Source organism: Streptomyces sp. JLBT605 (assembly GCF_058215555.1).
The window spans coordinates 2,800,716-2,823,712 of record NZ_CM177087.1 but is presented as its reverse complement, the minus strand read 5'-3'; the positions used below and the strand labels follow the sequence as shown (position 1 = coordinate 2,823,712).

The following is a 22,997-nucleotide window of genomic DNA, read 5'->3' as shown; positions in this document are numbered from 1 at the left end:
GCATAAATCGAATGCGCCGGTCTGGGAGAATGGCCCCGCCAGCTTTCGAGAAAGAAGGACGTGCCGATCGTGGCTCAGAGCACCGAGACCGACTGGGTCTCCCGTTTCGCGGACGAGGTCATCGCCGAGGCGGAGCGTCGGGCCCCGGGCAAACCCGTCGTCGTCGCCTCCGGACTCAGCCCCTCCGGCCCGATCCACCTGGGCAACCTGCGCGAGGTCATGACCCCGCACCTGGTCGCCGACGAGATCCGGCGCCGCGGCCACGAGGTCCGGCACGTGCTCTCCTGGGACGACTACGACCGCTACCGCAAGGTGCCGGCCGGCGTCCCGGGCATCGACGAGTCGTGGGCCGAGCACATCGGCAAGCCGCTGACCTCCGTCCCCGCCCCGGCCGGCTCCCCGTACGCCAACTGGGCCGAGCACTTCAAGGCCGCGATGGTCGCCGCGCTCGACGAACTCGGCATCGAGTGCGACCCGATCAGCCAGACCGAGCAGTACACCAGCGGCGTCTACCGCGAGCAGATCCTGCACGCGATGAAGCACCGCGGGCGGATCGACGCGATCCTCGACCAGTACCGCACCAAGGACAAGGCGACCGGCGCGCCGAAGGCCAAGGGCAAACAGCAGCAGAAGCCGGTCGACGAGGCCGAGCTGGAGGCCGCCGAGGGCTCCGGCGCGGCCAGCGAGGACGACGGCAGCGGCGGCGGCGCGGGCTACTTCCCGTACAAGCCGTACTGCACCGCCTGCGAGCGCGACCTGACCACGGTCACCGCGTACGACGACGAGACCACCGAGCTCGCCTACACCTGTGTGTGCGGGCACGCCGAGACCGTCCGGCTGACCGAGTTCAACCGCGGCAAGCTGGTCTGGAAGGTCGACTGGCCGATGCGCTGGGCCTTCGAGGGCGTGGTCTTCGAGCCCTCCGGCGTGGACCACTCCTCGCCGGGCTCCTCCTTCGTCGTCGGCGGCCAGATCGTCAAGGCGGTCTTCGACGGCGAGCAGCCCATCGGCCCGATGTACGCCTTCGTCGGCATCAGCGGCATGGCCAAGATGTCCAGCTCCAAGGGCGGCGTGCCGACCCCCGGAGACGCGCTGGAGATCATGGAGGCCCCGCTGCTGCGCTGGCTGTACGCGCGCCGCAAGCCCAACCAGTCCTTCAAGATCGCCTTCGACCAGGAGATCCAGCGGCTCTACGACGAGTGGGACGCGCTGGAGCGCAAGATCGCCGACGGCGCGGCCCAGCCCGCCGACGCCGCCGCGTACAGCCGCGCCACCCGCACCGCCGCCGGAGAGCTGCCGCGCACCGCGCGCCCGCTGTCCTACCGCACCCTGGCCTCCGTCGTGGACATCACCACCGGCCACGACGAGCAGACCCTGCGCATCCTCAGCGACCTCGACCCGGCCAACCCGGTGAAGTCGCTGGACGAGACCCGGCCCCGGCTGGACAAGGCCGAGCGCTGGATCAACACCCAGGTCCCGGCCGAGCAGCGCACCCGGGTGCGCGAGGAGCCGGACACCGAGCTGCTCGGCTCGCTGGACGAGCAGGGCCGTGAGTCGCTGCGGCTGCTGCTGGAGGGTCTGGACGAGCACTGGTCGCTCGATGGGCTGACGACTCTGGTCTACGGCGTGCCGAAGGTGATGGCGGGTCTGGAGCCGGACGCCAAGCCGACGCCGGAGCTGAAGGTGGCCCAGCGCGCCTTCTTCGCGCTGCTGTACAACCTGCTGGTCGGGCGGGACACCGGTCCCCGGCTGCCCACGCTGCTGCTGGCGGTCGGCGCCGACCGGGTGCGGCGCCTGCTGGGGGCGTAGCGGTCGTCTGTCATGGGAACGGCCCCGGGAGCATCGCTCCCGGGGCCGTTCCCATGCGGGTGGGTCCTCTGCCGGTGGGGTCCTCTGCGGGTGGGCCTGATGCCGGTGGGGCTACGGGATGTGCTCGGCTTCCATCTCGGTGCGGTAGCGGGTCTTGCAGTCGCTCAGCTGGCTCCGCACCTCGTCGTCGTCGAGCTCGGTCAGGCCGTACGGCCCGCGCAGCAGCCGGCCGAACTGGAAGGCCGAGGGGAACTTGTTGTTGTCGGCCAGGTACTGGCGGTACGCCCCGTAGCAGACCTCCTCCAGCGGCATGTCCTCCGGCGGTGCGACGGGCTGCGCAAACCGGTCCGCGTCACCGCCCGGGGCACCGGTGAGGTCGGCCGCGTCGGTGGAGTCGACGGAGGCCGCGTACGGCATCGGCCGCGCGAGCGGCTGGGCGTCCGTCTCGTCCGGGCCGGGGTCCGGGGCCTGCTCGTCCGGGCCGGAGGCGTACGCGATCGGGCTGCCGGGACGCTGGCCGCCGAGGGTGCGCACCCGGCCGGGCACCACCGGGACGGTCAGCTGTCCCGACTCGTGCTGTCCGGACTCGTACTGTCCCGCCTGGGGTTGCCCGTGCTGCGGCGGTCCCGCCTCGTGCGGACCCGGTTCGTACGGGCCCGGCTCGTGGGGTTCGGGCTCGTGTTGCCGGGGCCCGTACGGTCCGGCCTCGTACTGGGCGGTGTGCTGCCCTTCGGCGGGGGCGTAGGCGACGGGCGTCCGGCCGTCGTGGTCCTGGCCGGCGTGCTGGTAGACCGGCAGCGGCACCGAGAGGGGCAGCGCCTGCGGCGCCTGACCGGCGGGCGCGTGCGCGGTGCCGGGCGCCGCGCCGGGGACCGCCGCGCCCTGGGTGGCCGACGGGGTGGCCGGGCTCGCTCCCGCGGACGACCCGGGGCCGCCGGCGGCGGTGGCGGCGGCGGTGAGCGCGGTCCGGACCACCGGCGGTTCGATGCCGGCCGCGGCCAGCCCCTGGTCGGCGGTCTCCGACAGCGGCACGCCGTAGCGGGCCAGGCGCAGCGGCATCAGGGATTCGACGGGGGCCTTGCGGCGCCAGGCGCGGCCGTAGCGGGCGCGGAGGCGTGCCCGGTAGACCAGGCGGTCCTGCTCGATCTTGATGACGTCGTCGTAGGAGCGCAGTTCCCACAGCTTCATCCGGCGCCAGAGGCGGAAGGTGGGGACGGGTGCCAGGAGCCAGCGGGCGATGCGGACCGATTCCATGTGGCGGTCGGCGGTGATGTCGGCGATGCGGCCGATGGCGTGGCGGGCGGCTTCGACGGAGACGACGAAGAGGACCGGGATGACGGCGTGCATGCCGACGCCGAGGGGGTCGGGCCAGGCGGCGGCGCCGTTGAAGGCGATGGTGGCGGCGGTCAGCAGCCAGGCGGTCTGCCGCAGCAGCGGGAAGGGGATCCGGATCCAGGTGAGCAGCAGGTCCAGGGCGAGCAGGACGACGATCCCGGCGTCCACGCCGATGGGGAAGACGTTCGCGAAGTCGCCGAAGCCCTTGTCCCGGGCGAGGTCGCGGACCGCGGCGTAGGAGCCGGCGAAGCCGATCCCGGCGATCACCATCGCGCCGGCGACCACGACCCCGATGAGTATTCGGTGCGTACGTGTCAACTGCATCGCGGCCACCCGCGATCCCTCCCCGCCCTCGGCTATCGGCGCCCCAGGGTCGCATACACGTCAAGACCGGGCCCCGGACGGGGTGGATGTGTCCGGTCCGTCCGGGGCCCGTGGAACTCCGGGAGTAGCTCGGCCCGGGGGCGGTGCCCCGCGTCGGCCGGGCGGCTACTTGTTCGCGGCCGCGACCGCCTCCACCGCTTCCTTGGCGGCGTCCTCGGCGCCCTTGAGGAGCTTGTCGGCGTCCGGCGTCTTGGAGCCCTCGTAGCCGGCGCCGTCGTACTCGACCGTCACCACGACGTTGGCGGTGCGGACCACCACGGTCTGGTTGCGGTAGTCCTCGTCGTCCTTCTTGGTCTTGGTGCGGATGGTGACCGCGGAGTCGCCGATGGCGGCCTCGCCCGACTTGGTGTCCTTGCCGCCGTCGGCGACCCGGGCCTTGTCGGCCTCGTTGGCGGCGTGCTCCTCGGCCCGCTTGTCACCGGAGCCGATCCGCACATCGGAGTCGAAGCGCTTGAAGGTGACGGTGAGGGCGCGGTACTGGTAGCCCTCCAGCCCGGTCCACAGGCAGCTGGCCGCGTCCTCGGAGGTCGGCAGGGTCTTCCCCTTCTTGTCCTCCAGGCCGGGCACCAGCTTGCCGATGGTCTTCTTCGACAGCGGCTCGCACGCCTTGGGCAGCTTGCCGTACTTCGCCGGCTTGACCGTCGGCGTGGGGCTCGGGGTGGCGGAGGCGGTGGCCTCGCCCTTCTTCTTGGCCTCGGAGTCGGAGCCCGAGTCGGAGTCGGAGGAGCAGCCGGCGACGAGCATCACCGGTACGGCGGCGCAGACGAGGAGACGGGCGAGTCGCGGGGCTGTTCGGTGCATGGTCCTTAGCTCATTCTCGGTCGAGGGGCGGCGGTCCCGCCCTCGTGGCTTACAGAGCACGGTACGCGGCCCGCACGGTCACCCGTTCGGTTATCCGGGGTTCGGGCGGACTCACTCGTCGAAGCGTCCGGTCAGCTCCTGGGCCAGATCCTCGGCGTTCAGCTGGAGTTCTTCGCTGCTGGGGATGTGCGTTTTGTCACTCGACCATTCGTCGTACTCGATGGTGACGATCACATTCGAGGACCGGAAGACGACCCTGACGTCGCGGTGCACTCCGGAGTCGGCGGTGACCAGCCGGTCGTCGAGGAAGGCGTTGTCGGCGAGGTCGTCGAGGGTGCGCGGGGCGTCCGTCTCGGCTTCGTCGCCGGGGCCGGTGCCGCCGGAGTCGGCGTCGCCGGAGCTGCCGGCGGAGTCGTGCGAGCCGCCCGCCGGGCTCTGCTTGCCGTCCTTGCCGCCCTTGGTGTCCGGGTCGTCCTTGCCGCCGCGCCGCCCGGAGGTCGAGGAACCGGAACCGGAAGCGGAACCGGAGGACGAGGTGGCCGATGACGATGACGATGACGAGGACGCGGAGGACGGCGGCTCGTCGGTCGCGTCCGGGACGTGCGCCGCGACGGCCTTCCGGGCGTACAGCTCCAGGGCCTTGTCGTCGTCGCTGACCGCCGAGTCGTAGGACACCACCCGCTCGAAGTCCAGCGTCAGGTGCCGGCTGCCCTCCGGGGTGTCCAGCTTCCAGCGGCAGCCGACGCGCCGGTCGGTGTCATAGGTGACGGTGGCCTGGGCTTGGTAGACCTTCTCCGCCTCCTCCGAGTCCTCGGTCTCGGTGTCGGCGCCGCCCAGCAGGGTGCGCAGCGTGCCGAGGCTGACCGTGCCGCACGCCTCGGGGAGGTTCCGGTACTTGCCCGGCTCTGCCGAGGCCCGGCCGGCGGAGTTCGGCTTGCCGTCATGGATGGCGGGCGTCGCGGACTTGGTGGTGCAGCCGGTGATCGCGGCGGCGATCACGGCCAGTACGGCGACGACCGGCGCGGCACCAGATCCGTATGCCCTGCGCTGCGCTGGCTGCACGGTCCGCGGCTCCCTTCGAGCGAAAACTGCTTGCCGCCGCACGGCGGGGGGTGAAGACAATGTCTATCGCACGCACTACCGCATGTGCCGGTCGGCTGTCGCGAATGAGAAGCGAAGCCCTGTTTTTGCTATTTCCGTCTTTTGTGTTCTTTCACGGGGGTATGAGTAAGTCATGACGTACACCGAGGTGCCCGGTGCCCGGGTCCCGATCCGCATGTGGGCCGACCCCGCCACGGTCGAGGGTGTCGCCATGCAGCAACTGCGCAACGTCTCCACCCTGCCGTGGATCAAGGGCCTGGCCGTGATGCCGGACGTCCACTACGGCAAGGGCGCCACGGTCGGCTCGGTGATCGCGATGCATGGCGCGGTCTGTCCGGCGGCCGTCGGCGTCGACATCGGGTGCGGGATGTCGGCCGTCAAGACCTCGCTGACCGCCAACGACCTGCCCGGCGACCTGTCCCGGCTGCGCTCGAAGATCGAGCAGGCCATCCCGGTGGGCCGTTACATGCACGACGAGGCGGTCGACCCGGCCCGGCTGCACGGCTTCCCGACGGCCGGCTGGGACGACTTCTGGGGGCGGTTCGACGGCATCGCGGACGCGGTCAAGTTCCGTCAGGACCGAGCCGTGAAGCAGATGGGCTCGCTCGGAAGCGGCAACCACTTCATCGAGTTCTGCCTCGATGAGGAGGGCTCGGTCTGGCTGATGCTGCACTCCGGTTCCCGCAACATCGGCAAGGAGCTGGCCGAGTACCACATCGGGCAGGCCCAGAAGCTGCCCCACAACCAGGGGCTGGTCGACCGCGACCTCGCCGTCTTCGTCTCCGACACCCCGCAGATGGCGGCCTACCGGAATGACCTGTTCTGGGCGCAGGAGTACGCGAAGTACAACCGCTCGATCATGATGAGCCTCTTCCAGGACGTCGTCCGCAGGGAGTTCGCGAAGGCCAAGCCCACCTTCGAGCCGGTCATCTCCTGCCACCACAACTACGTGGCCGAGGAGCGGTACGAGGGCCTGGACCTGCTGGTGACCCGGAAGGGCGCGATCCGCGCCGGCAGCGGGGAGTACGGCATCATCCCCGGCTCGATGGGCACCGGCTCGTACATCGTGCGCGGGCTGGGGAACGCCGAGTCCTTCAACTCCGCCTCGCACGGCGCGGGCCGGAAGATGAGCCGCAACGCCGCCAAGAAGCGCTTCTCCACGCGGGATCTGGAAGAGCAGACCCGGGGTGTGGAGTGCCGCAAGGACGCGGGCGTGGTCGATGAGATCCCCGGCGCGTACAAGCCGATCGAGAAGGTCATGGACCAGCAGCGGGACCTCGTCGCGGTCGTCGCGAAGCTGAAGCAGATCGTCTGCGTGAAGGGCTGACGCCCAGCGCTGAGCCGTCGCGGCGCTGACCTGTCGCGGCGCTGGGCTGCCGCATCGCTGAGCCGTCGCGGCGCTGAGCCACGGAGAAGCCGGCGGCCCCGAGCGAATTGCCCGGGGCCGCCGGCTTCCGCGTCCGCGTCAGCTCTCGCGGTGGACCTTGTAGTTGGACGCCTGCGCGCGGGGACGGACGACCAGCAGGTCGACGTTGACGTGCGAGGGGCGGGTCACCGCCCAGGTGATGGTGTCGGCGATGTCCTCGGCGACCAGCGGCTCGGCGACGCCCCGGTAGACGGCGTCGACCTTGGCCTGGTCGCCGCGGAACCGGGTCGAGGCGAACCCCTCGGTCTTCACCATCCCCGGCGCGATCTCGATGACCCGGACCGGGGTGCCGCACAGCTCCAGGCGAAGGGTCTCGGCGACGACATGGGCGCCGTGCTTGGCGGCGACGTACCCGCCGCCGCCCTCGTAGGTGGCCAGCGCGGCGGTGGAGGAGAGCACCAGCACGGTGCCGTCCCCGGAGGCGGTGAGCGCGGGGAGCAGGGCCTGGGTGACGTGCAGCACGCCCAGCACATTGACCTCGTACATGGTGCGCCAGTCGGCCGGGTCGGCGGTGGCGACCGGGTCGGCGCCGAGCGCGCCGCCCGCGTTGTTGATCAGCACGTGCACCGGCCCCCGGCGGTGCAGGTCGGCGGCGAAGGCGTCGACGGCGGCGCGGTCGGTGACGTCCAGCGCGTGGGCGACGGCCTCGTGGCCGGCGTCGTTCAGCTCCGCCGCCAGCGCCTCGATCCGGTCCTTGCGGCGTGCGGTGAGGACGACGCGGAAGCCGGCGGCGGCGAGCTGCCGGGCGGTGGCCGCTCCGATGCCGCTGCTCGCGCCGGTGATGACTGCGGTCCGGGTGGTCATGGGCCCTCCTGCTGGCGGTCTGCGGGTGGTGCTGCTGTGCGGTGTGCCGGGGTGGCGGTGTGCGGGTGATGCGGGAGTGATGCGGGTGGTGATCTGTTCGCAGACTAGCCGCGCGGGGCGCACCTGATCACGGCGGTTTCCACCGGTCAGCCGGTGGTGGGCTGGAAGCGGCGGAGGCGGAGGCTGTTGCCGACCACGAAGACGGAGGAGAAGGCCATGGCGGCTCCGGCGATCATGGGGTTGAGCAGGCCGGAGGCGGCGAGCGGGAGGGCGGCGACGTTGTAGGCGAAGGCCCAGAAGAGGTTGGACTTGATGGTGGCCAGGGTGCGGCGGGAGAGCCGGATGGCGTCGGCGGCGGCGCGCAGGTCGCCCCGGACCAGGGTGAGGTCGCCGGCCTCGATGGCGGCGTCGGTGCCGGTGCCCATGGCCAGGCCCAGGTCGGCCTGGGCGAGGGCGGCGGCGTCGTTGACTCCGTCGCCGACCATGGCCACGACACGGCCCTGGGCCTGGAGCTTCTTGACGACGTCGACCTTGTCCTGCGGCATGACCTCCGCGATCACCTCGTCGATGCCGACCTCGCGGGCGACGGACTCGGCCACGGCCTGGTTGTCGCCGGTGAGCAGGATCGGGGTCAGGCCGAGAGCGCGCAGCCGCCGGATGGCTTCGGGGCTGGTCTCCTTGACCGCGTCGGCGACCTCCAGCACGGCGCGGGCCCGGCCGTCCCAGGCGACGGCGATGGCGGTGTGTCCGGCCGCCTCGGCCTCTGCCTTGGCCCGCGCCAGCGGCTCCGGCAGCTCTATCGCCCACTCCTTGAGCAGCTTCTCGCGGCCGACGAGCACCGCGTGGCCCTCCACGACGCCCTGGACGCCGAGGCCCGGCACATTGGCGAAGTCCTCGGGGACGGGCAGGGCGCCGGTCTTCTCCGCCGCGGCGGTGGCGACCGCCTGGGCGATGGGGTGTTCGGAGGCGTGCTCCAGCGCGCCGGCCAGCCGCAGCGCCTCGGTCTCGTCCTCGCCGTCGGCCACGTGCACCTGCCGCAGGGCCATCTTGCCGGTGGTCACGGTGCCGGTCTTGTCCAGGACGATGGTGTCGACGGCGCGGGTGGTCTCCAGGACCTCGGGACCCTTGATGAGGATGCCGAGCTGGGCGCCGCGCCCGGTGCCGACCATGAGGGCGGTGGGAGTGGCCAGGCCCAGGGCGCAGGGGCAGGCGATGATCAGTACGGCCACAGCGGCGGTGAAGGCGGCGGTCAGCCCGGCGCCGTTGCCGAGCCAGAAGCCCAGGGTGGCCAGCGCCAGGGTGATCACGACGGGTACGAAGACGGCGGAGATCTTGTCGGCCAGGCGCTGGGCGGCGGCCTTGCCGTTCTGCGCGTCCTCCACGAGCTTGGCCATCCGGGCCAGCTGGGTGTCGGCGCCGATGCGGGTGGCCTCGACCACCAGGCGCCCGCCGGCGTTGAGGGTGGCGCCGGTGACGGTGTCGCCGACCGCGACCTCCACCGGCAGGGATTCACCGGTGAGCATGGAGGCGTCCACCGCCGAGCTGCCCTCGATCACGGTGCCGTCGGTGGCGATCTTCTCGCCGGGTCGGACCACGAACCGGTCGCCGACGGCCAGTTCCTCGGTGCGGATCCGGTGCTCAGCTCCGTCCCGCAGGACGGTGACCTCCTTGGCGCCCAGCTCCAGCAGCGCCTTGAGGGCCGCCCCGGCCTTCCGCTTGGAGCGGGCTTCGAAGTAGCGGCCGGCGAGGATGAAGGCGGTCACCCCCGCAGCCGCTTCCAGGTAGATGTTGCCGGCGCCGTCGGTGCGGGCGATGGTCAGCTCGAAGCCGTGGGTCATGCCGGGGGTGCCGGCGGTGCCGAAGAACAGCGCCCACAGCGACCACAGGAACGCGGCGCTGGTGCCCACCGAGATCAGGGTGTCCATGGTGGCCGCGCCGTGCCGGGCGTTGGTGAAGGCGGCGCGGTGGAAGGGCCAGGCGGCGTAGGTGACGACGGGCGCGGCCAGGGTGAGGGAGGCCCACTGCCAGTACTCGAACTGCCAGGCCGGGACCATGGCCAGGACGATCACCGGGACGGCGAGGACGACGGCGGTGATCAGCCGCTGCCGCAGCGGGAGCAGCTCGTCCGGCCGCGCCGCGGGGGCCTCGCCCGCTTCCTGCCCGGGTGGTGGCGCGGTGGGGGTGGGCGCGGGCGGGGTGGCGGTGTAGCCGGTGGCTTCCACGGTGGCGACGAGGTCCTCGACGGCGATGTCCCCGCGGTAGCTGACCTTGGCCTTCTCGGTGGCGTAGTTGACCGTGGCCTGGACACCGTCCATCCGGTTGAGCTTCTTCTCGATGCGGGCGGCGCACGAGGCGCAGGTCATCCCACCGATGGCGAGTTCGACTTCGGCTGTCTCGGCGACCGTCGCGGTCATCTGCAGGCTCCTCGTCTTCCGGGTCTCGTCTCCAGCTTTATACCCCTGGGGGGTATCTCTCGACTCCATGTATACCCCTCCACCGTATCTCCGGCAAGAGTGTCCAGCGGTTGACTTCATACCCCCAGGGGGTATGGTCTGAGGTCGTTGGTCACCAAAGGACGGCGACCAGCGGCAAGGGGCCCTTGAAAGGGATCGGGGAAGGGAATCGCCATGAACACAGGGCTTAAGGTCACCGCGTTCGCCGCCGTACTCGCCGCCGCCTTCGGCGCGGCATACGGCGTGGGACAGGCCGTGGACCCGCTCTCCGAACCGGAGCCCGCCGCCCACGCGGGCCATACGGCGTCCGGGGCGCCCGGGGAGCGGGCAGGTGATCCCGCCGCCGGGGGTCTCCAGGTCTCCGAGGCGGGCTACACCCTGGACCTGCGGACCCCGCGGATCGAGGCCGGGAGCCGCTCCGAGCTGCGCTTCGCCATCCGGGACGCCGAGGGCCGACAGGTCACCGCCTACCGCAAGGCCCACGGCAAGGACCTCCACCTGATCCTCGCCGGACGCGACCTGGCCACCTACCGCCACCTGCACCCGGCCCGGGCGGCCGACGGCACCTGGTCCACCGAGGTGCGGCTCCCCAAGGCCGGGGACTACCGGCTCTTCGCGGACTTCACCCCCGCCGGGCAGGACGGCCGGGACGGCCGGAACCTCACCCTCGGGGCCGACCTCGCGGTGGCCGGTGGCTACCGGCCGGCCGCGCCGCCCGCCGCCTCCCGCACCGCCACGGTCGACGGCTACACCGTCACCCTCGACGGCGCGCTGACCCCGGGCCGGGCGCGCGAGCTGAGCTTCACCGTCTCCCGGAACGGCCGCCCCGTCACCGACCTTCAGCCCTACCTGGAGGCGTACGGCCACCTGGTCGCCCTGCGCTCCGGCGACCTCGCCTATCTCCATGTGCACCCGGGCGGTGAGCCCGGCGACGGCCGCACCGAGCCGGGGCCGGACATCTCCTTCACCGCCACCGCCCCCAGCCCGGGCAGCTACCGGCTGTTCCTCGACTTCCGGCACGGCGGCACGGTCCACACCGCGGCCTTCACCGTCCAGGCCGGTGCGGCGGCCGAGGGATCACCGGAGCACGGCACCAAGCCGGGCGGGAGCGACGAGCCGGGCGGGAGCGGCGGGCACCACCACTGAGGCGAGTGGCCCAGGCGAGGCAGGTCCGGGCCGGGTGGCCCGGCGGGGGAGGCTCAGGCGAGGAGGCTCGACGAGGAGGCTCAGGGCCACACCAGGCAGTACGCCTGGTGGCCCGCCTCGTGGAGCCGGTGGCTGAAATCCTGCCATTCGTGCAGAAGTTGGTAGACCTGGAAGGCATCGCGGGGGCCGCCGCGGTCCGGGACCGTGGACCAGATGAAGGCGGCCGCGCCGACGGCTTCCTCGCCGACGCCGCGCAGCGGGTCGACCACCGTCATGGGCAGCTTGACGACGGCGTAGTCGGGGTGGAGGACGACGAGCTCCAGCGGGGGCACCTTGTGCAGCGGTATGCCCTCGATGCCGGTGAGGACCATGGCGGCCACCGTCTCGGGCTTGATCTTGGTGAACATGCCGCCCATGCCGAGCTCGTCCCCGCCGAGCTCCTCCGGACGCATCGAGATGGGGACCCGTGCCGCGGTGGCGCCGTCGGGCGCACCGAAGTACTTGTAGGTCACCCCCATGCGGCCGCCCCTGCTTCCCCTTGTCGAGCTGTTCGCGTCGTCGCGCCGATGGCGCCCATGGCGTCGTCTGGGCCGGGCCCCCTCGGGGCCTCGATCGTCGGTCCCCTCACCCAGTTCGCCACCGCGATGCATATCTCCACCCGACTGCTTTTCTAGGTGCCGCGGTCACCGCCGCGCAACCCGATCATCGTGTCTGAAGACCTCCCCCGCGTACAGGCGGTGAAACGCCCGGACGCACGGCCCCCTCAGCCTCTGACACCATGGCTTGCGTGAGCAATCCCTATCCGTACGCAGCACCAGTTTCGCAGACGCTATTCGACCGTGCGGCCATCGTGACGCCCGGCGGCGTGAACTCTCCCGTGCGCGCGTTCCGCGCCGTGGGCGGTACGCCCCGTTTCATGGTGTCGGGTACCGGTCCGTACCTCACCGATGCCGACGGCAGGGAGTACGTCGACCTCGTGTGCTCCTGGGGCCCGATGATCCTCGGGCACGCCCACCCCGAGGTGATCGCGGCGGTGCAGGCCGCGGTGGCCCGGGGGACGTCCTTCGGCACCCCGGGGGAGGGCGAGGTCGCGCTCGCCGAGGAGATGGTGGCCCGCATCGAACCGCTGGAGCAGGTCCGCCTGGTCTCCTCGGGCACCGAGGCGACCATGTCGGCGATCCGGCTGGCGCGCGGCTTCACCGGCCGGGCCAAGGTGATCAAGTTCGCCGGCTGCTACCACGGCCATGTGGACGCGCTGCTGGCCGCGGCCGGCTCCGGGGTGGCGACCTTCGCGCTGCCGGACACGCCGGGAGTGACCGGGGCGCAGGCCGGGGACACCGTCGTCCTGCCGTACAACGACCTGGACGCGGTGCGTGCCGCGTTCGCCGCGCACCCCGGTGAGATCGCCTGCGTGATCACCGAGGCGTCGCCGGGCAACATGGGCGTGGTGCCCCCGCGTGACGGCTTCAACGCGGGGCTGAAGCAGCTGTGCCAGGAGCACGGCGCGCTGTTCATCTCCGACGAGGTCATGACCGGCTTCCGGGTCAGCCGGGCCGGCTGGTACGGCATCGACGGGGTGCGGCCGGACCTGATGACCTTCGGCAAGGTGATGGGCGGCGGCTTCCCGGCCGCGGCCTTCGGCGGGCGCGCCGATGTGATGGCGCACCTCGCGCCGGCCGGCCCGGTCTACCAGGCGGGCACGCTGTCCGGGAACCCGGTCGCCACCGCCGCCGGCCTGGCCCAGCTGCGGCTGCTGGACGAGGCCGCGTACGCGACGGTCGACGCGGTCTCGCGGGAGATCCGCGGACTGGTGACCGAGGCGCTCGCCAAGGAGGGTGTGGCGCACCGGCTGCAGACCGCCGGGAACATGTTCTCGGTGTTCTTCACCGACGCCGAGGTGCGCGACTACGCGGACGCGAAGAAGCAGGAGAGCTTCCGCTTCAACGCCTTCTTCCACTCGATGCTGGCGCAGGGCGTCTATCTGCCGCCGTCCGCCTTCGAGTCGTGGTTCGTCTCCACGACGCATGACGCGGAGGCGATCGAGCGCGTCGCGGCCGCTCTGCCGGCTGCCGCGCGGGCCGCCGCCGAGGCCACTGAATGATGGGTGACATGACAAAGACCGACAGCGACATCACCGTCGTCCACCTGATGCGGCACGGCGAGGTGGAGAACCCGGACGGCGTGCTCTACGGACGCCTGCCCGGCTACCACCTCTCCGAGCTGGGCCGGAAGATGGCCGACCGGGTGGCCGAGCACCTGGCCGACCGGGCCATCACCCACGTCGTGGCGTCCCCGCTGGAGCGCGCCCAGGAGACGGGCGCGCCGATCGCCCAGGCGCACGGCCTGGAGGTGGCCTCCGACCGGCGGCTGATCGAGGCGGGCAACATCTTCCAGGGCAAGACCTTCGGGGTCGGCGACGGTGCGCTGAAGCGGCCGGCGAACTGGAAGTACCTCACCAACCCGTTCCGGCCGTCCTGGGGCGAGCCGTACATCGACCAGGTCGTGCGGATGATGGAGGCGCTCGCCGCTGCCCGGGACGCCGCGCGCGGCCATGAGGCGGTGTGCGTCAGCCACCAGCTGCCGATCTGGATCGTGCGCAGCTACGCCGAGCGGCGGCGGCTGTGGCACGACCCGCGCCGGCGGCAGTGCACCCTGGCCAGCCTGACCACCTTCACCTACCGGGGCGACCGGATCGTGTCGGTCGGGTACAGCGAGCCGGCCCGGGATCTGGTGCCCAAGCACCTGCTGGCCGGGGCCCAGCCGCGGTTCGGCAAGGGCGCGGTCAAGGGCGCGTCCAAGGGCTTCGGCGCCTGACGCCGGGCATGACGCTCGCGCGTGGCGGCTCGCGCCTGAGGGCGCACGCGTGACCGCCGGCGCCTGACCGCTCGCGCCTGATCGTTTCACCGGCGGCGGTTCCGGGGTGTGTACGCCCCGGGACCGTCCGTCGAAAGTTCGGATTTCCTGGCCCCGTACCGGAACCACGGCTCTCCCCAGCCCCTCTCACCAGTCGTCCGATTGCGCGGACTTCGGGTGGAACAAATGCGGATGGGGCCGTTATGCGTGATTTCAGTCGACGGGGGCTGCTCGGGCTCGGGGTAGGAGCGGCGGCGGCGCTGGGCGTGGCCGGCTGCTCGTCCTCCTCGGGCTCCTCGGGAGGCTCGGGGAAGGGTGCGCGGCCGACGGAGCAGGCGCGGCCGATCGGCGACGGGTCGACCGTCTTCACCGGCAAGCAGCCGAACCAGCCGCCGAAGCCGGAGCGCCTGGAGCCGGGCCAGAAGCCGCCGCAGTTCGTGGTGTTCTCCTGGGACGGAGCGGGCGAGGTCGGCAACGGACTCTTCCCCCGCTTCCGCAAGCTCGCGCAGGACCACAACGCCTCGATGACCTTCTTCCTCTCCGGGATCTACGTGCTGCCGGAGTCGAAGCGGCGCCTGTACCGGCCGCCGAACAACCCGGTCGGCGCCTCCGACATCGAGTTCCTCACCGACGACCACATCCGGGAGACGCTGAAGAACCTGCGCGCGGCCTGGCTGGAGGGCCACGAGATAGGCACCCACTTCAACGGGCACTTCGGTGGCGACGGCCGGGGCTCGGTGAAGTACTGGACGCCCGCGCAGTGGGAGTCCGAGATCAAGCAGGCCGTGTCCTTCGTCACCGAGTGGCGCACCAACACCGGCTTCACCGACCTCGAGCCGCTGCCCTTCGACTACTCCAAGGAACTCGTCGGCGCCCGCACCCCCCAGCTGCTCGGCCAGGAGAACCTGCTGCCCACGGCCCGCAAGCTCGGCTGGCGCTACGACTCCAGCTCCCCGGGCGGCCTCCAGATCTGGCCCACCAAGAAGCAGGGCATCTGGGACCTTCCGCTCCAGCAGATGCCCTTCCCCGGCCACTCCTTCGAGGTCCTCTCGATGGACTACAACATCGCGGCCAACCAGTCGCCGACCAACATCACCAAGGGCCCGCCGGCCAACTACCCGAGCTGGCGCAAGCAGGCCACCGAGTCCTACATCTCCGGCTTCAAGCGGGCGTACGAGACCAACCGCGCGCCGTTCTTCATCGGCAACCACTTCGAGGAGTGGAACGGCGGCATCTACATGGACGCCGTGGAAGAGGCGCTCAAGCACATCGCCGACGAGAAGCACAAGGACGTCCGGCTGGTGTCCTTCCGGCAGCTGTGCGACTGGCTCGACGCCCAGGACCCCGCGGTCCTCGCCGAGCTGCGCACCGCCGGGGTCGGGCAGCCGCTCGCCGGCCGCAGCTGATCGCCGGCCGCGGCTGAGCGCCCGCCCGGCGGTCGCTGAGCGCCGCACGAAAAGGCCATGGGGCGCGGCGCAGGGGGGTGCGGAAGATCCCTAAACGGGCCATGCGAAACTTTTCACATGAGTGCCTGCCGCGCCCCTCGGCGCCTCGCGACCCACCGTCGCGCAACCGTGCTGGCCAGTGGGGCCGCGGTTGCCGCGATGGCCCTGTCCGCCTGCGGAACCGGCGTCTCGGGCGGTTCGTCCGATACCAAGTTCGTCCAGGGCAAGGGCGGTGTGGACACCGTCGCCAAGGCGCACCGGTCGGACGCCCCGAAGCTGGACGGCAAGACGCTGGAGGGCAAGGCGTTCGACGTCGGCTCGCTCAAGGGCAAGATCGTCGTCCTCAACGTCTGGGGTTCCTGGTGCTCGCCCTGCCGGGCCGAGGCGCCGAACCTGGTGAAGGTCGCCAATGAGACCAAGGACGACGGCGTGGAGTTCGTCGGGATCAACACCCGCGACCCCGACCCGGCCCCGGCGGTCAAGTTCGAGAAGGACTTCTCGGTCAAGTACCCGAGCCTGTACGACCCGATCGGGAAGCTGATGCTGCGCTTCCCGCGCGGCAGCCTCAACCCGCAGGCCATCCCCACCACCATCGTCCTGGACCGCGACGGCAAGATCGCCGCTCGCGCGCTGCGGCCGCTGAGTGAGGAGAACCTCCGGGACATGATCGACCCGCTGATCGCGGAGAAGTGACATGAGCCTTCTCGCCGCCGCGGTCGCCAACCCCAATGAGACCGTCAAATCCGGGGCGCTGCTGCTCGCCATCCCGGTCGCCGTCTTCGGCGGCCTGGTCTCCTTCTTCTCCCCCTGTGTGCTGCCGCTAGTCCCCGGCTACATGTCGTACGTCACCGGGATGACCGGGACCGATCTGGCCGAGGCCAAGCGTGGCCGGATGCTCGCCGGGGCCTCGCTGTTCGTGTTCGGCTTCTCCGCCGTGCTGGTCACGGGCGGCGCGCTCTTCGGCTACTTCGGGAGCATCACCCTCCAGGAGCACCGGAGCACCATCACCAAGGTTCTGGGAGCCCTCACCATCGTGATGGGCCTGCTCTTCATGGGGCTGGTCCAACGGTTCGGGCAGCGCGAGTTCCGGTTCCACATCAAGCCGGTCGCCGGCCTGGTGGGCGCCCCGTTGCTGGGCGTGGTGTTCGGCGTCGGCTGGACGCCGTGCATCGGCCCGACGCTCGCCGCTGTGCAGGGCCTGGCCTGGAACGAGGCCAGCGCCGGGCGCGGCGCTCTGCTCACGGGGGCGTACTGTCTGGGGCTCGGGCTGCCGTTCATCGCCATCGCCCTGGCGTACCGGCGCGTGCTCGGCTCCTTCGGCTGGGTCAAGCGCCATTACGTGTGGGTGATGCGGCTGGGTGGCGGCATGCTCGTGGCCGTCGGCCTGCTGCTCGTCACGGGGGTATGGGACCGCATCATCGCCGAAATGCAGGTCTGGACCAACAGCTTCAACGTGGGGATCTGATCCATGGCCACCACCGACACGGACCCGGCCACCGACGACAGCGATCTCGGGGCGGCCGGGACGCAGCTGTCCACCGCCCCGGAGGAGGAGAAGGGCCAGGCCGTCCCCGGCTCGTTCGGCGGGGTGCGCCGGCCCGGTGCGCTCGGCGCCGTCCAGTGGACGGCCCGGGAGATCTTCGGCTGGGCGCGGTGGTTCTGGCGGCAGCTGACCTCGATGCGGGTCGCGCTGCTGCTGCTCCTGCTGCTCTCCCTCGCCTCAATCCCCGGCTCGCTGATCCCGCAGGACAGCATCGACCAGTTCAAGGCCGACGCCTTCCGGGCGCGGCACGAGACGCTGACGCCGATCTACGAGAAGCTCCAGCTGTTCAACGTGTACAGCTCGGTGTGGTTCTCGGCGATCTACATCCTGCTGTTCGTCTCGCTGATCGGCTGCATCGTGCCGCGCACCTGGCAGTTCATCGGCCAGCTGCGCGGCCGCCCGCCGGCCGCCCCGCGCAACCTGACCCGGCTGCCCGCCTACACCAGCTGGCGCACCGAGTCCGACCCGCAGGCGGTGCTGGACGCGGCCCAGCGGGTGATGAAGCGCGGCCGCTTCCGAGCCCAGGCCACCGACGGCTCCGTCGCCGCCGAGAAGGGCTATCTGCGCGAGGCGGGCAACCTCCTCTTCCACATCTCGCTGGTCGTGCTGCTGCTGGCCTTCGCCGCCGGTCAGCTGTGGAAGTCCGAGGGCGGCAAGCTGATCGTCGAGGGCGATGGATTCAGCAACACCATCCCGCAGTACGACGACATCAAGTCCGGCCCCTGGTTCCGCAACGACGACCTGGCGCCCTTCAGTTTCAAGCTGGACCGCTTCACGGCGACCTACGAGCGCAACGGGCCGCAGAAGCGCACCCCGCGCACCTTCCGTGCCGACGTCACCTACTGGGAGGGCGTGGACGGCGCGCCGAAGAAGACCTCGATCAAGGTCAACGAGCCGCTGGAGATCTCCGGCTTCAAGGTCTACCTGCTGGAGCACGGCTACGCCCCGCAGGTCACCGTCCGGGACGGCAAGGGCGACATCGCGTTCAAGGGAGCGGTGGCCTCGCTTCCGATCGACGCCAACCTCACCGAGAACGTCGTGGTCAAGGTGCCGGACGCCCGCGACAAGGACGGCAAGAAGGACCAGCTGGCCTTCCAGGGGTTGTTCGTGCCGACCGTGAACACCGCCACCGGCACGATGCTGTCGCAGTTCCCCGCGCTCGACAACCCGATGCTGGTCCTCACCGCGTACCACGGGAGCCTGGGCATCGACGGCGGCACACCGCAGAACGTGTACCAGCTCGACAAGTCGAAGATGAAGCAGTTCAAGGACCCGAACCGGAAGGACGGCTTCGCGAAGCCGCTCCGCCCCGGCCAGACCATGAAGCTGCCGAACGGCGCCGGCACGCTGACCTTCGACGGCGTCAAGGAGTGGGCGAGCTTCCAGATCTCCTCCAAGCCCGGCACCGGCAGCGCCCTCGCTGGTGCGTCCGCCGCGGTGGTGGGCCTGGCCGCCTCGCTGTTCATCCAGCGCCGCCGGGTGTGGGTGCGCGCGGTGGCCCAGGAGGACGGCACCACCTTGGTGGAGATGGCCGGCCTTGGCCGCAGTGAGTCCGCCAAGCTCCCCGAAGAGCTCGCCGACCTGGCCGTCAGCCTGCAGGCGGACGCGCCCCCCGCACCGGAACCCGAAACGGAGTCCGACGGGGAATCCGAAACCGCCGATCCCGCAGAGCCTGCCGAAGGAGCGCGCGCGTGAACCTCGCTGCCGAAGTCAACGAGAGTCTGGCCCAGTCCAGCAATGTGCTGATCTATTCGTCGATGGCGGTCTACACGCTCGCCTTCCTCGCCCACATCGCCGAGTGGGTCTTCGGCAGCCGCTCCGCGGTGGGCCGCACCGCGGCGGCCATCACCGTGGGCGCCGCCGCCGAGCAGAGCTCCACGGTCAAGGTCCAGGTCGCCACCAAGGGCGGGGGGACGGCCGTACTGGAGCGGCCCAAGGTGATCACCCGGTCCACCGCCGGCAGCCGTGACGTCCCGGACGGCCCCGGGGCGGCCGGCGCCAGCGAGCAGGGCGACATGTACGGGCGGATCGCGATCTCGCTGACCGTCCTGGGCTTCCTGATCCACGCCGGCGGCGTGGTCGCCCGCGCCATGTCCGTGCAGCGTGCCCCCTGGGGCAACATGTACGAGTTCTCCACGACCTTCTCGGCGGTCGCGGTCCTGGTCTACCTGATCCTGCTGGCGGCCAAGAAGAACGTCCGCTGGATCGGCCTGCCGCTGGTCACCACGCTCCTGCTCGACCTGGGCCTGGCCGTCTCGGTGCTCTACACCGACAGCGACCAGCTGGTCCCGGCGCTGCACTCCTACTGGCTGTGGATCCACGTCAGCTGCGCGATCCTGTGCGGCGCGGCGATGTACATCGCCGCCGTCTCCACGCTGCTCTACCTCTTCCGGGACCGCCACGAGACGCGGCTGGAGAACCCGGAGGGCAAGCAGTACGGCAGGTTCGTCGCGTCCATCCTGGAGCGGACCCCCTCGGCCGCGTCGCTGGACAAGCTCGCGTACCGGATCAACGCCACGGTCTTCCCGCTGTGGACCTTCACCATCATCGCGGGCGCCATCTGGGCCGAGGCCGCCTGGGGCCGCTACTGGGGCTGGGACCCCAAGGAGGTCTGGTCCTTCATCACCTGGGTGGCGTACGCCTGTTACCTGCACGCCCGCGCCACCGCCGGCTGGAAGGGCCGCAAGGCCGCCTACCTGGCGCTGGCCGCCTTCGGCTGCTACCTGTTCAACTACTACGGCATCAACATCTTCGTCAGCGGCAAGCACTCCTACGCCGAGGTCTGAGCCGCCGAAGCCGAGCAGGCCGGGGCCGAGTGGCCCGGTGGCTGAGCCGCCCTCAACGCACCGCGGCCGGTTCCGATGTGACACCCGTCACTCGGAACCGGCCGTTGTCGTATGGACGGACGGACGGGGTGACGGAGTGACGGCCGGACGGTCAGCCGGCCGGCGGGGCGTCCTCCGGGCCCTCGTCCTTGCGGCGCAGCTCCTCCTCGCGGCGCCGCAGGTCCGCTTCCCAGTCCTTCAGCAGCTCCGCGTCGTCCGGGTCGTCCTGCCGCGGCCGGTCGTCGTCCCGTCCGGCCTTCTGGTCGCCCAGGGACTTGAGGAACTCGGGGTTGTCGTCCGGCGCGACCCAGCCGCCGCCGCGCCGCCCGCCGCCCTGCGGGGCGGTACGGGCCCGGCCCGCGATCAGCCAGGAGACCGAGCCGACGACCGGGAAGAGGAGCACGAGGATCGCCCAGATCGGCTTGGGGATGTAGCGGACGTCCTTCTCATCGGTGGTGATGCAGTCGATGAACGCGTAGATGCTGAGCGCCAGCGGTACCAGAATCAGCAGCACCCGGAGCATGAGGCCATCCCCCTGCGTGTGGTTGCGCGGGCCCCAGGACGCGGCCTGCGATTACGGCACCAGGGTAGACCGCGCGGGCCGGTGGCCGTTTCGCGCCGTGCACGGCGCGCGGAGACACCCCCTGGGACGGTGCCCGGCGGCGATCGGCCGGGCCCCATGGCGGATACTTGACCCCATGGCTTATGACGATCTTCGTTCGTTTCTGCGGGCGCTTGACCGAGAAGGCGACCTCAAACGCATCAAGGCCGAAGTCGATCCGCATCTGGAGATCGGCGAGATCGTCGACCGGGTGAACAAGGCGGGCGGGCCGGCGCTGCTCTTCGAGAACGTCAAGGGCGCCTCGATGCCGCTGGCGATGAACGTCTTCGGCACCGACCGGCGGCTGCTCAAGGCGCTGGGCCTGGGCTCCTACGACGAGATCAGCGAGAAGATCGGCGGGCTGGTCAAGCCCGAGCTGCCGCAGGGCTTCGGCGGGTTGCGCGAGGCGTTCGGCAAGCTCGCCGGGATGAGCCATGTGCCGCCGAAGAAGGTGAAGGACGCGCCCGTCCAGGAAGTCGTCCTGCACGGCGACGAGGTCGACCTGGAGGCGCTTCCGGCGCTGTTCACCTGGCCGAAGGACGGCGGGTCCTTCTTCAACCTGGGGCTCACCCACACCAAGCACCCGGAGACCGGGGTGCGGAACCTGGGCCTGTACCGCCTCCAGCGCCATGACCGGCGCACCATCGGCATGCACTGGCAGATCCACAAGGACAGCCGCAACCACTACCAGGTGGCGGCGCGGCGCGGCGAGAAGCTGCCGGTCGCGATCGCCTTCGGGGCGCCGCCCGCGGTGACGTACGCCTCCACCGCGCCGCTCCCCGGCGACATCGACGAGTACCTCTTCGCGGGCTTCCTCCAGGGCAAGCGGGTGGAGATGGTCGACTGCAAGACCGTGCCGCTGCAGGTCCCGGCCAACGCCGAGGTGGTGCTGGAGGGCTGGCTGGAGCCGGGGAAGACGCTGCCGGAGGGCCCGTTCGGGGACCACACCGGCTTCTACACCCCGCAGGAGGAGTTCCCCGCGCTCACCATCGACTGCGTGACGATGCGCAGGCGCCCGCTGCTGCAGTCGATCGTGGTGGGCCGGCCGCCGACCGAGGACGGGCCGCTGGGCCGGGCCACGGAGCGGTTCTTCCTCCCGCTCCTCAAGATCATCATCCCGGACATCGTCGACTACCACCTGCCGGAGTCGGGCGGTTTCCACAACTGCGCGATCGTCTCGATCGACAAGAAGTACCCCAAGCACGCGCAGAAGGTGATGCACGCGATCTGGGGCGCGCACATGATGTCGCTGACCAAGCTGATCGTGGTGGTCGACGCCGACTGCGATGTGCACGATCTGCACGAGGTGTCCTGGCGGGCGCTGGGCAACACCGACTACGCCCGCGACCTCACCGTCGTCGAGGGCCCGGTCGACCACCTCGACCACGCCTCGTACCAGCAGTTCTGGGGCGGCAAGGCGGGCATCGACGCGACCCGTAAGTGGCCCGAGGAGGGCTACACCCGGGACGGCGGCTGGCCGGAGATGGTGGAGTCCGACCCGGCGACGGCCGAACGGGTGACGCGGCGCTGGAAGGAGTACGGGCTGTGAGCGCGGCTGAGGTCGTCGGCCCAGGTCCCGCCCCGGCCAGCGGGAAGGTGCGGGCCTTCCTCCGCCTGGTGATGATCGAGCACTCGGTCTTCGCGCTGCCCTTCGCCTATATCGCCGCGCTGACCGCGATGTTCCTGGACGACGAACGCGTCCACTGGTGGGAGCTGCTGCTGGTGACGGTCGCGATGGTGGGGCTGCGTACCTTCGCCATGGCCGCCAACCGGATCATCGACCGGGAGATCGACGCGCGTAACCCGCGCACCGCGGGTCGCGAACTGGTCACCGGCGCGGTGTCGGTGCGCTCGGCGTGGACCGGCGCGCTGATCGCCCTGGTCGTCTTCCTGGGCGCGGCGGCCCTGCTCAACCCGCTGTGTCTGGCGCTCGCCCCGGTCGCGGTGGTCCCGATGGTGGTCTATCCGTACGGCAAGCGGTTCACCAACTTCCCGCAGGCCATCCTGGGTCTTGCCCAGGCCATGGGTCCGGTGGGCGCCTGGCTCGCGGTCACCGGCGCCTGGTCGTGGGAGGCGGTGATCCTCGGGCTGGCCGTGGGCGTCTGGATCGGCGGCTTCGACCTGATCTACGCCTGCCAGGACGTGGAGACGGACCGGGAGCAGGGGGTGGGGTCGGTCCCGGCCCGCTTCGGCATCCCGGCCGCGCTGTGGGGCGCGCGCGGCTGCCACGCGGTGACCCTGGCGCTGCTGGTCTGGTACGCGTTGGCCACCGACGCGGGCGCGTATCTGTGGGGCGGTCTGGTGGTGGTCGCCGCTGCCTTCTGCTACGAGCACAGCGTGGTGCGGCCGCACGACCTGTCCCGGCTGAACCGGGCCTTCTTCACGGTGAACGGTTTCGTCGGCATCGCGCTGTTCGTGTGCGCGCTCGCGGACCTGCTCGTGCGCGGACTTCAGTCGTGAGCGCCGCCGGA

At 71.1% G+C, this 22,997-nt stretch carries 19 protein-coding genes; 12 read left to right on the top strand and 7 right to left on the bottom strand.

Translation table 11 applies throughout. From position 1 onward, the window contains the following. Positions 1–60 precede the first annotated feature (60 nt). Positions 61–1,809 carry a lysine--tRNA ligase gene (gene lysS / locus AC4BDD_RS12380; protein ID WP_490691053.1) on the top strand — a complete coding sequence of 583 codons (1,749 nt, stop codon included), beginning with the start codon at positions 61–63 and terminating at the stop codon, positions 1,807–1,809. 111 nt (positions 1,810–1,920) lie between these two features. Here lysS and AC4BDD_RS12375 read toward each other — a convergent pair whose 3' ends face one another. The 3 genes from AC4BDD_RS12375 to AC4BDD_RS12365 form a co-directional block, all read right to left on the bottom strand. Continuing rightward, positions 1,921–3,468, bottom strand: a complete 1,548-nt coding sequence (locus AC4BDD_RS12375; protein ID WP_490691052.1) for a DUF2637 domain-containing protein — start codon at positions 3,466–3,468, stop codon at positions 1,921–1,923. A gap of 165 nt (positions 3,469–3,633) precedes the next feature. Next, positions 3,634–4,329, bottom strand: a complete 696-nt coding sequence (locus AC4BDD_RS12370; protein WP_490691051.1) for a hypothetical protein — start codon at positions 4,327–4,329, stop codon at positions 3,634–3,636. Between the two features lie 111 nt (positions 4,330–4,440). Continuing rightward, the gene (locus AC4BDD_RS12365) at positions 4,441–5,391 is read right to left on the bottom strand and encodes a DUF3558 domain-containing protein (protein WP_490691050.1); all 951 of its coding nucleotides are present in this window, start codon (positions 5,389–5,391) and stop codon (positions 4,441–4,443) included. A 172-nt stretch (positions 5,392–5,563) separates the two neighbouring features. Here AC4BDD_RS12365 and AC4BDD_RS12360 point away from each other — a divergent pair, with 172 nt between their 5' ends. Continuing rightward, positions 5,564–6,757, top strand: a complete 1,194-nt coding sequence (locus AC4BDD_RS12360) for an RtcB family protein (RefSeq protein ID WP_490691049.1) — start codon at positions 5,564–5,566, stop codon at positions 6,755–6,757. Between the two features lie 138 nt (positions 6,758–6,895). On the opposite strand, the gene AC4BDD_RS12355 is transcribed toward AC4BDD_RS12360, so the two are convergent. Together AC4BDD_RS12355 and AC4BDD_RS12350 are read right to left on the bottom strand one after the other, a co-directional pair. Next, positions 6,896–7,660, bottom strand: coding sequence for an SDR family oxidoreductase (locus tag AC4BDD_RS12355; RefSeq protein ID WP_490691048.1), 765 nt, complete (start codon positions 7,658–7,660; stop codon positions 6,896–6,898). A gap of 146 nt (positions 7,661–7,806) precedes the next feature. Beyond that, on the bottom strand, positions 7,807–10,074 hold the full coding sequence (locus AC4BDD_RS12350) for a heavy metal translocating P-type ATPase (RefSeq protein WP_490691047.1): 2,268 nt from the start codon (positions 10,072–10,074) through the stop codon (positions 7,807–7,809). A 213-nt stretch (positions 10,075–10,287) separates the two neighbouring features. Between AC4BDD_RS12350 and AC4BDD_RS12345 the strand changes: the two genes are divergently transcribed. Continuing rightward, complete coding sequence (locus tag AC4BDD_RS12345; protein WP_490691046.1) at positions 10,288–11,259, top strand: DUF8832 domain-containing protein; 972 nt, start codon at positions 10,288–10,290, stop codon at positions 11,257–11,259. An 80-nt stretch (positions 11,260–11,339) separates the two neighbouring features. On the opposite strand, the gene AC4BDD_RS12340 is transcribed toward AC4BDD_RS12345, so the two are convergent. After that, a complete protein-coding gene (locus tag AC4BDD_RS12340) occupies positions 11,340–11,909 on the bottom strand; it encodes a hypothetical protein (protein ID WP_490691045.1) in 570 nt (189 codons plus the stop codon). Positions 11,910–12,037: 128 nt separating this feature from the next. Between AC4BDD_RS12340 and hemL the strand changes: the two genes are divergently transcribed. The 7 genes from hemL to ccsB all read left to right on the top strand — a co-directional run bounded on the left by hemL (position 12,038) and on the right by ccsB (position 19,886). Next, the gene (gene hemL, locus AC4BDD_RS12335) at positions 12,038–13,360 is read left to right on the top strand and encodes a glutamate-1-semialdehyde 2,1-aminomutase (protein ID WP_490691044.1); all 1,323 of its coding nucleotides are present in this window, start codon (positions 12,038–12,040) and stop codon (positions 13,358–13,360) included. Positions 13,361–13,368: 8 nt separating this feature from the next. Next, positions 13,369–14,073 (top strand): histidine phosphatase family protein, encoded by a 705-nt coding sequence (locus AC4BDD_RS12330; RefSeq protein ID WP_490691043.1) that lies wholly within the window; start codon positions 13,369–13,371, stop codon positions 14,071–14,073. Positions 14,074–14,315: 242 nt separating this feature from the next. Next, complete coding sequence (locus tag AC4BDD_RS12325) at positions 14,316–15,518, top strand: polysaccharide deacetylase family protein (protein WP_490691042.1); 1,203 nt, start codon at positions 14,316–14,318, stop codon at positions 15,516–15,518. Between the two features lie 117 nt (positions 15,519–15,635). Next, entirely contained in the window at positions 15,636–16,250 is a 615-nt protein-coding gene (locus AC4BDD_RS12320; RefSeq protein WP_490691041.1) for a TlpA family protein disulfide reductase, read from the top strand. Between the two features lies 1 nt (position 16,251). Further along, entirely contained in the window at positions 16,252–17,022 is a 771-nt protein-coding gene (locus tag AC4BDD_RS12315) for a cytochrome c biogenesis CcdA family protein (protein WP_490691040.1), read from the top strand. 3 nt (positions 17,023–17,025) lie between these two features. After that, on the top strand, positions 17,026–18,795 hold the full coding sequence (gene resB, locus AC4BDD_RS12310) for a cytochrome c biogenesis protein ResB (protein WP_490691039.1): 1,770 nt from the start codon (positions 17,026–17,028) through the stop codon (positions 18,793–18,795). Beyond that, a complete protein-coding gene (gene ccsB, locus AC4BDD_RS12305; RefSeq protein ID WP_490691038.1) occupies positions 18,792–19,886 on the top strand; it encodes a c-type cytochrome biogenesis protein CcsB in 1,095 nt (364 codons plus the stop codon). Before resB ends, ccsB begins: the two co-directional genes overlap by 4 nt. Before the next feature lie 151 nt (positions 19,887–20,037). On the opposite strand, the gene AC4BDD_RS12300 is transcribed toward ccsB, so the two are convergent. Next, positions 20,038–20,448: a PLD nuclease N-terminal domain-containing protein gene (locus AC4BDD_RS12300; protein WP_490691037.1), complete on the bottom strand. Its 411-nt coding sequence runs from the start codon at positions 20,446–20,448 to the stop codon at positions 20,038–20,040. A gap of 175 nt (positions 20,449–20,623) precedes the next feature. On the opposite strand from AC4BDD_RS12300, the gene AC4BDD_RS12295 reads away from it, so the two are divergent. Next, a complete protein-coding gene (locus tag AC4BDD_RS12295) occupies positions 20,624–22,075 on the top strand; it encodes a menaquinone biosynthesis decarboxylase (protein WP_490691036.1) in 1,452 nt (483 codons plus the stop codon). After that, on the top strand, positions 22,072–22,986 hold the full coding sequence (gene mqnP, locus AC4BDD_RS12290; protein WP_490691035.1) for a menaquinone biosynthesis prenyltransferase MqnP: 915 nt from the start codon (positions 22,072–22,074) through the stop codon (positions 22,984–22,986). Before AC4BDD_RS12295 ends, mqnP begins: the two co-directional genes overlap by 4 nt. The last annotated feature ends 11 nt before the right edge of the window (positions 22,987–22,997 follow it).

Coding starts and splice junctions, on each gene's coding strand:
- AC4BDD_RS12375 (WP_490691052.1), bottom strand. CDS start 3,468: ATGCAGTTGACACGTACGCACCGAATACTCATCGGGGTCGTGGTCGCC.
- AC4BDD_RS12370 (WP_490691051.1), bottom strand. CDS start 4,329: ATGCACCGAACAGCCCCGCGACTCGCCCGTCTCCTCGTCTGCGCCGCC.
- AC4BDD_RS12360 (WP_490691049.1), top strand. CDS start 5,564: ATGACGTACACCGAGGTGCCCGGTGCCCGGGTCCCGATCCGCATGTGG.
- AC4BDD_RS12355 (WP_490691048.1), bottom strand. CDS start 7,660: ATGACCACCCGGACCGCAGTCATCACCGGCGCGAGCAGCGGCATCGGA.
- AC4BDD_RS12350 (WP_490691047.1), bottom strand. CDS start 10,074: ATGACCGCGACGGTCGCCGAGACAGCCGAAGTCGAACTCGCCATCGGT.
- AC4BDD_RS12345 (WP_490691046.1), top strand. CDS start 10,288: ATGAACACAGGGCTTAAGGTCACCGCGTTCGCCGCCGTACTCGCCGCC.
- AC4BDD_RS12340 (WP_490691045.1), bottom strand. CDS start 11,909: ATGCATCGCGGTGGCGAACTGGGTGAGGGGACCGACGATCGAGGCCCC.
- hemL (WP_490691044.1), top strand. CDS start 12,038: ATGGCTTGCGTGAGCAATCCCTATCCGTACGCAGCACCAGTTTCGCAG.
- AC4BDD_RS12330 (WP_490691043.1), top strand. CDS start 13,369: ATGACAAAGACCGACAGCGACATCACCGTCGTCCACCTGATGCGGCAC.
- AC4BDD_RS12325 (WP_490691042.1), top strand. CDS start 14,316: ATGCGTGATTTCAGTCGACGGGGGCTGCTCGGGCTCGGGGTAGGAGCG.
- AC4BDD_RS12320 (WP_490691041.1), top strand. CDS start 15,636: ATGAGTGCCTGCCGCGCCCCTCGGCGCCTCGCGACCCACCGTCGCGCA.
- AC4BDD_RS12315 (WP_490691040.1), top strand. CDS start 16,252: ATGAGCCTTCTCGCCGCCGCGGTCGCCAACCCCAATGAGACCGTCAAA.
- resB (WP_490691039.1), top strand. CDS start 17,026: ATGGCCACCACCGACACGGACCCGGCCACCGACGACAGCGATCTCGGG.
- AC4BDD_RS12300 (WP_490691037.1), bottom strand. CDS start 20,448: ATGCTCCGGGTGCTGCTGATTCTGGTACCGCTGGCGCTCAGCATCTAC.
- AC4BDD_RS12295 (WP_490691036.1), top strand. CDS start 20,624: ATGGCTTATGACGATCTTCGTTCGTTTCTGCGGGCGCTTGACCGAGAA.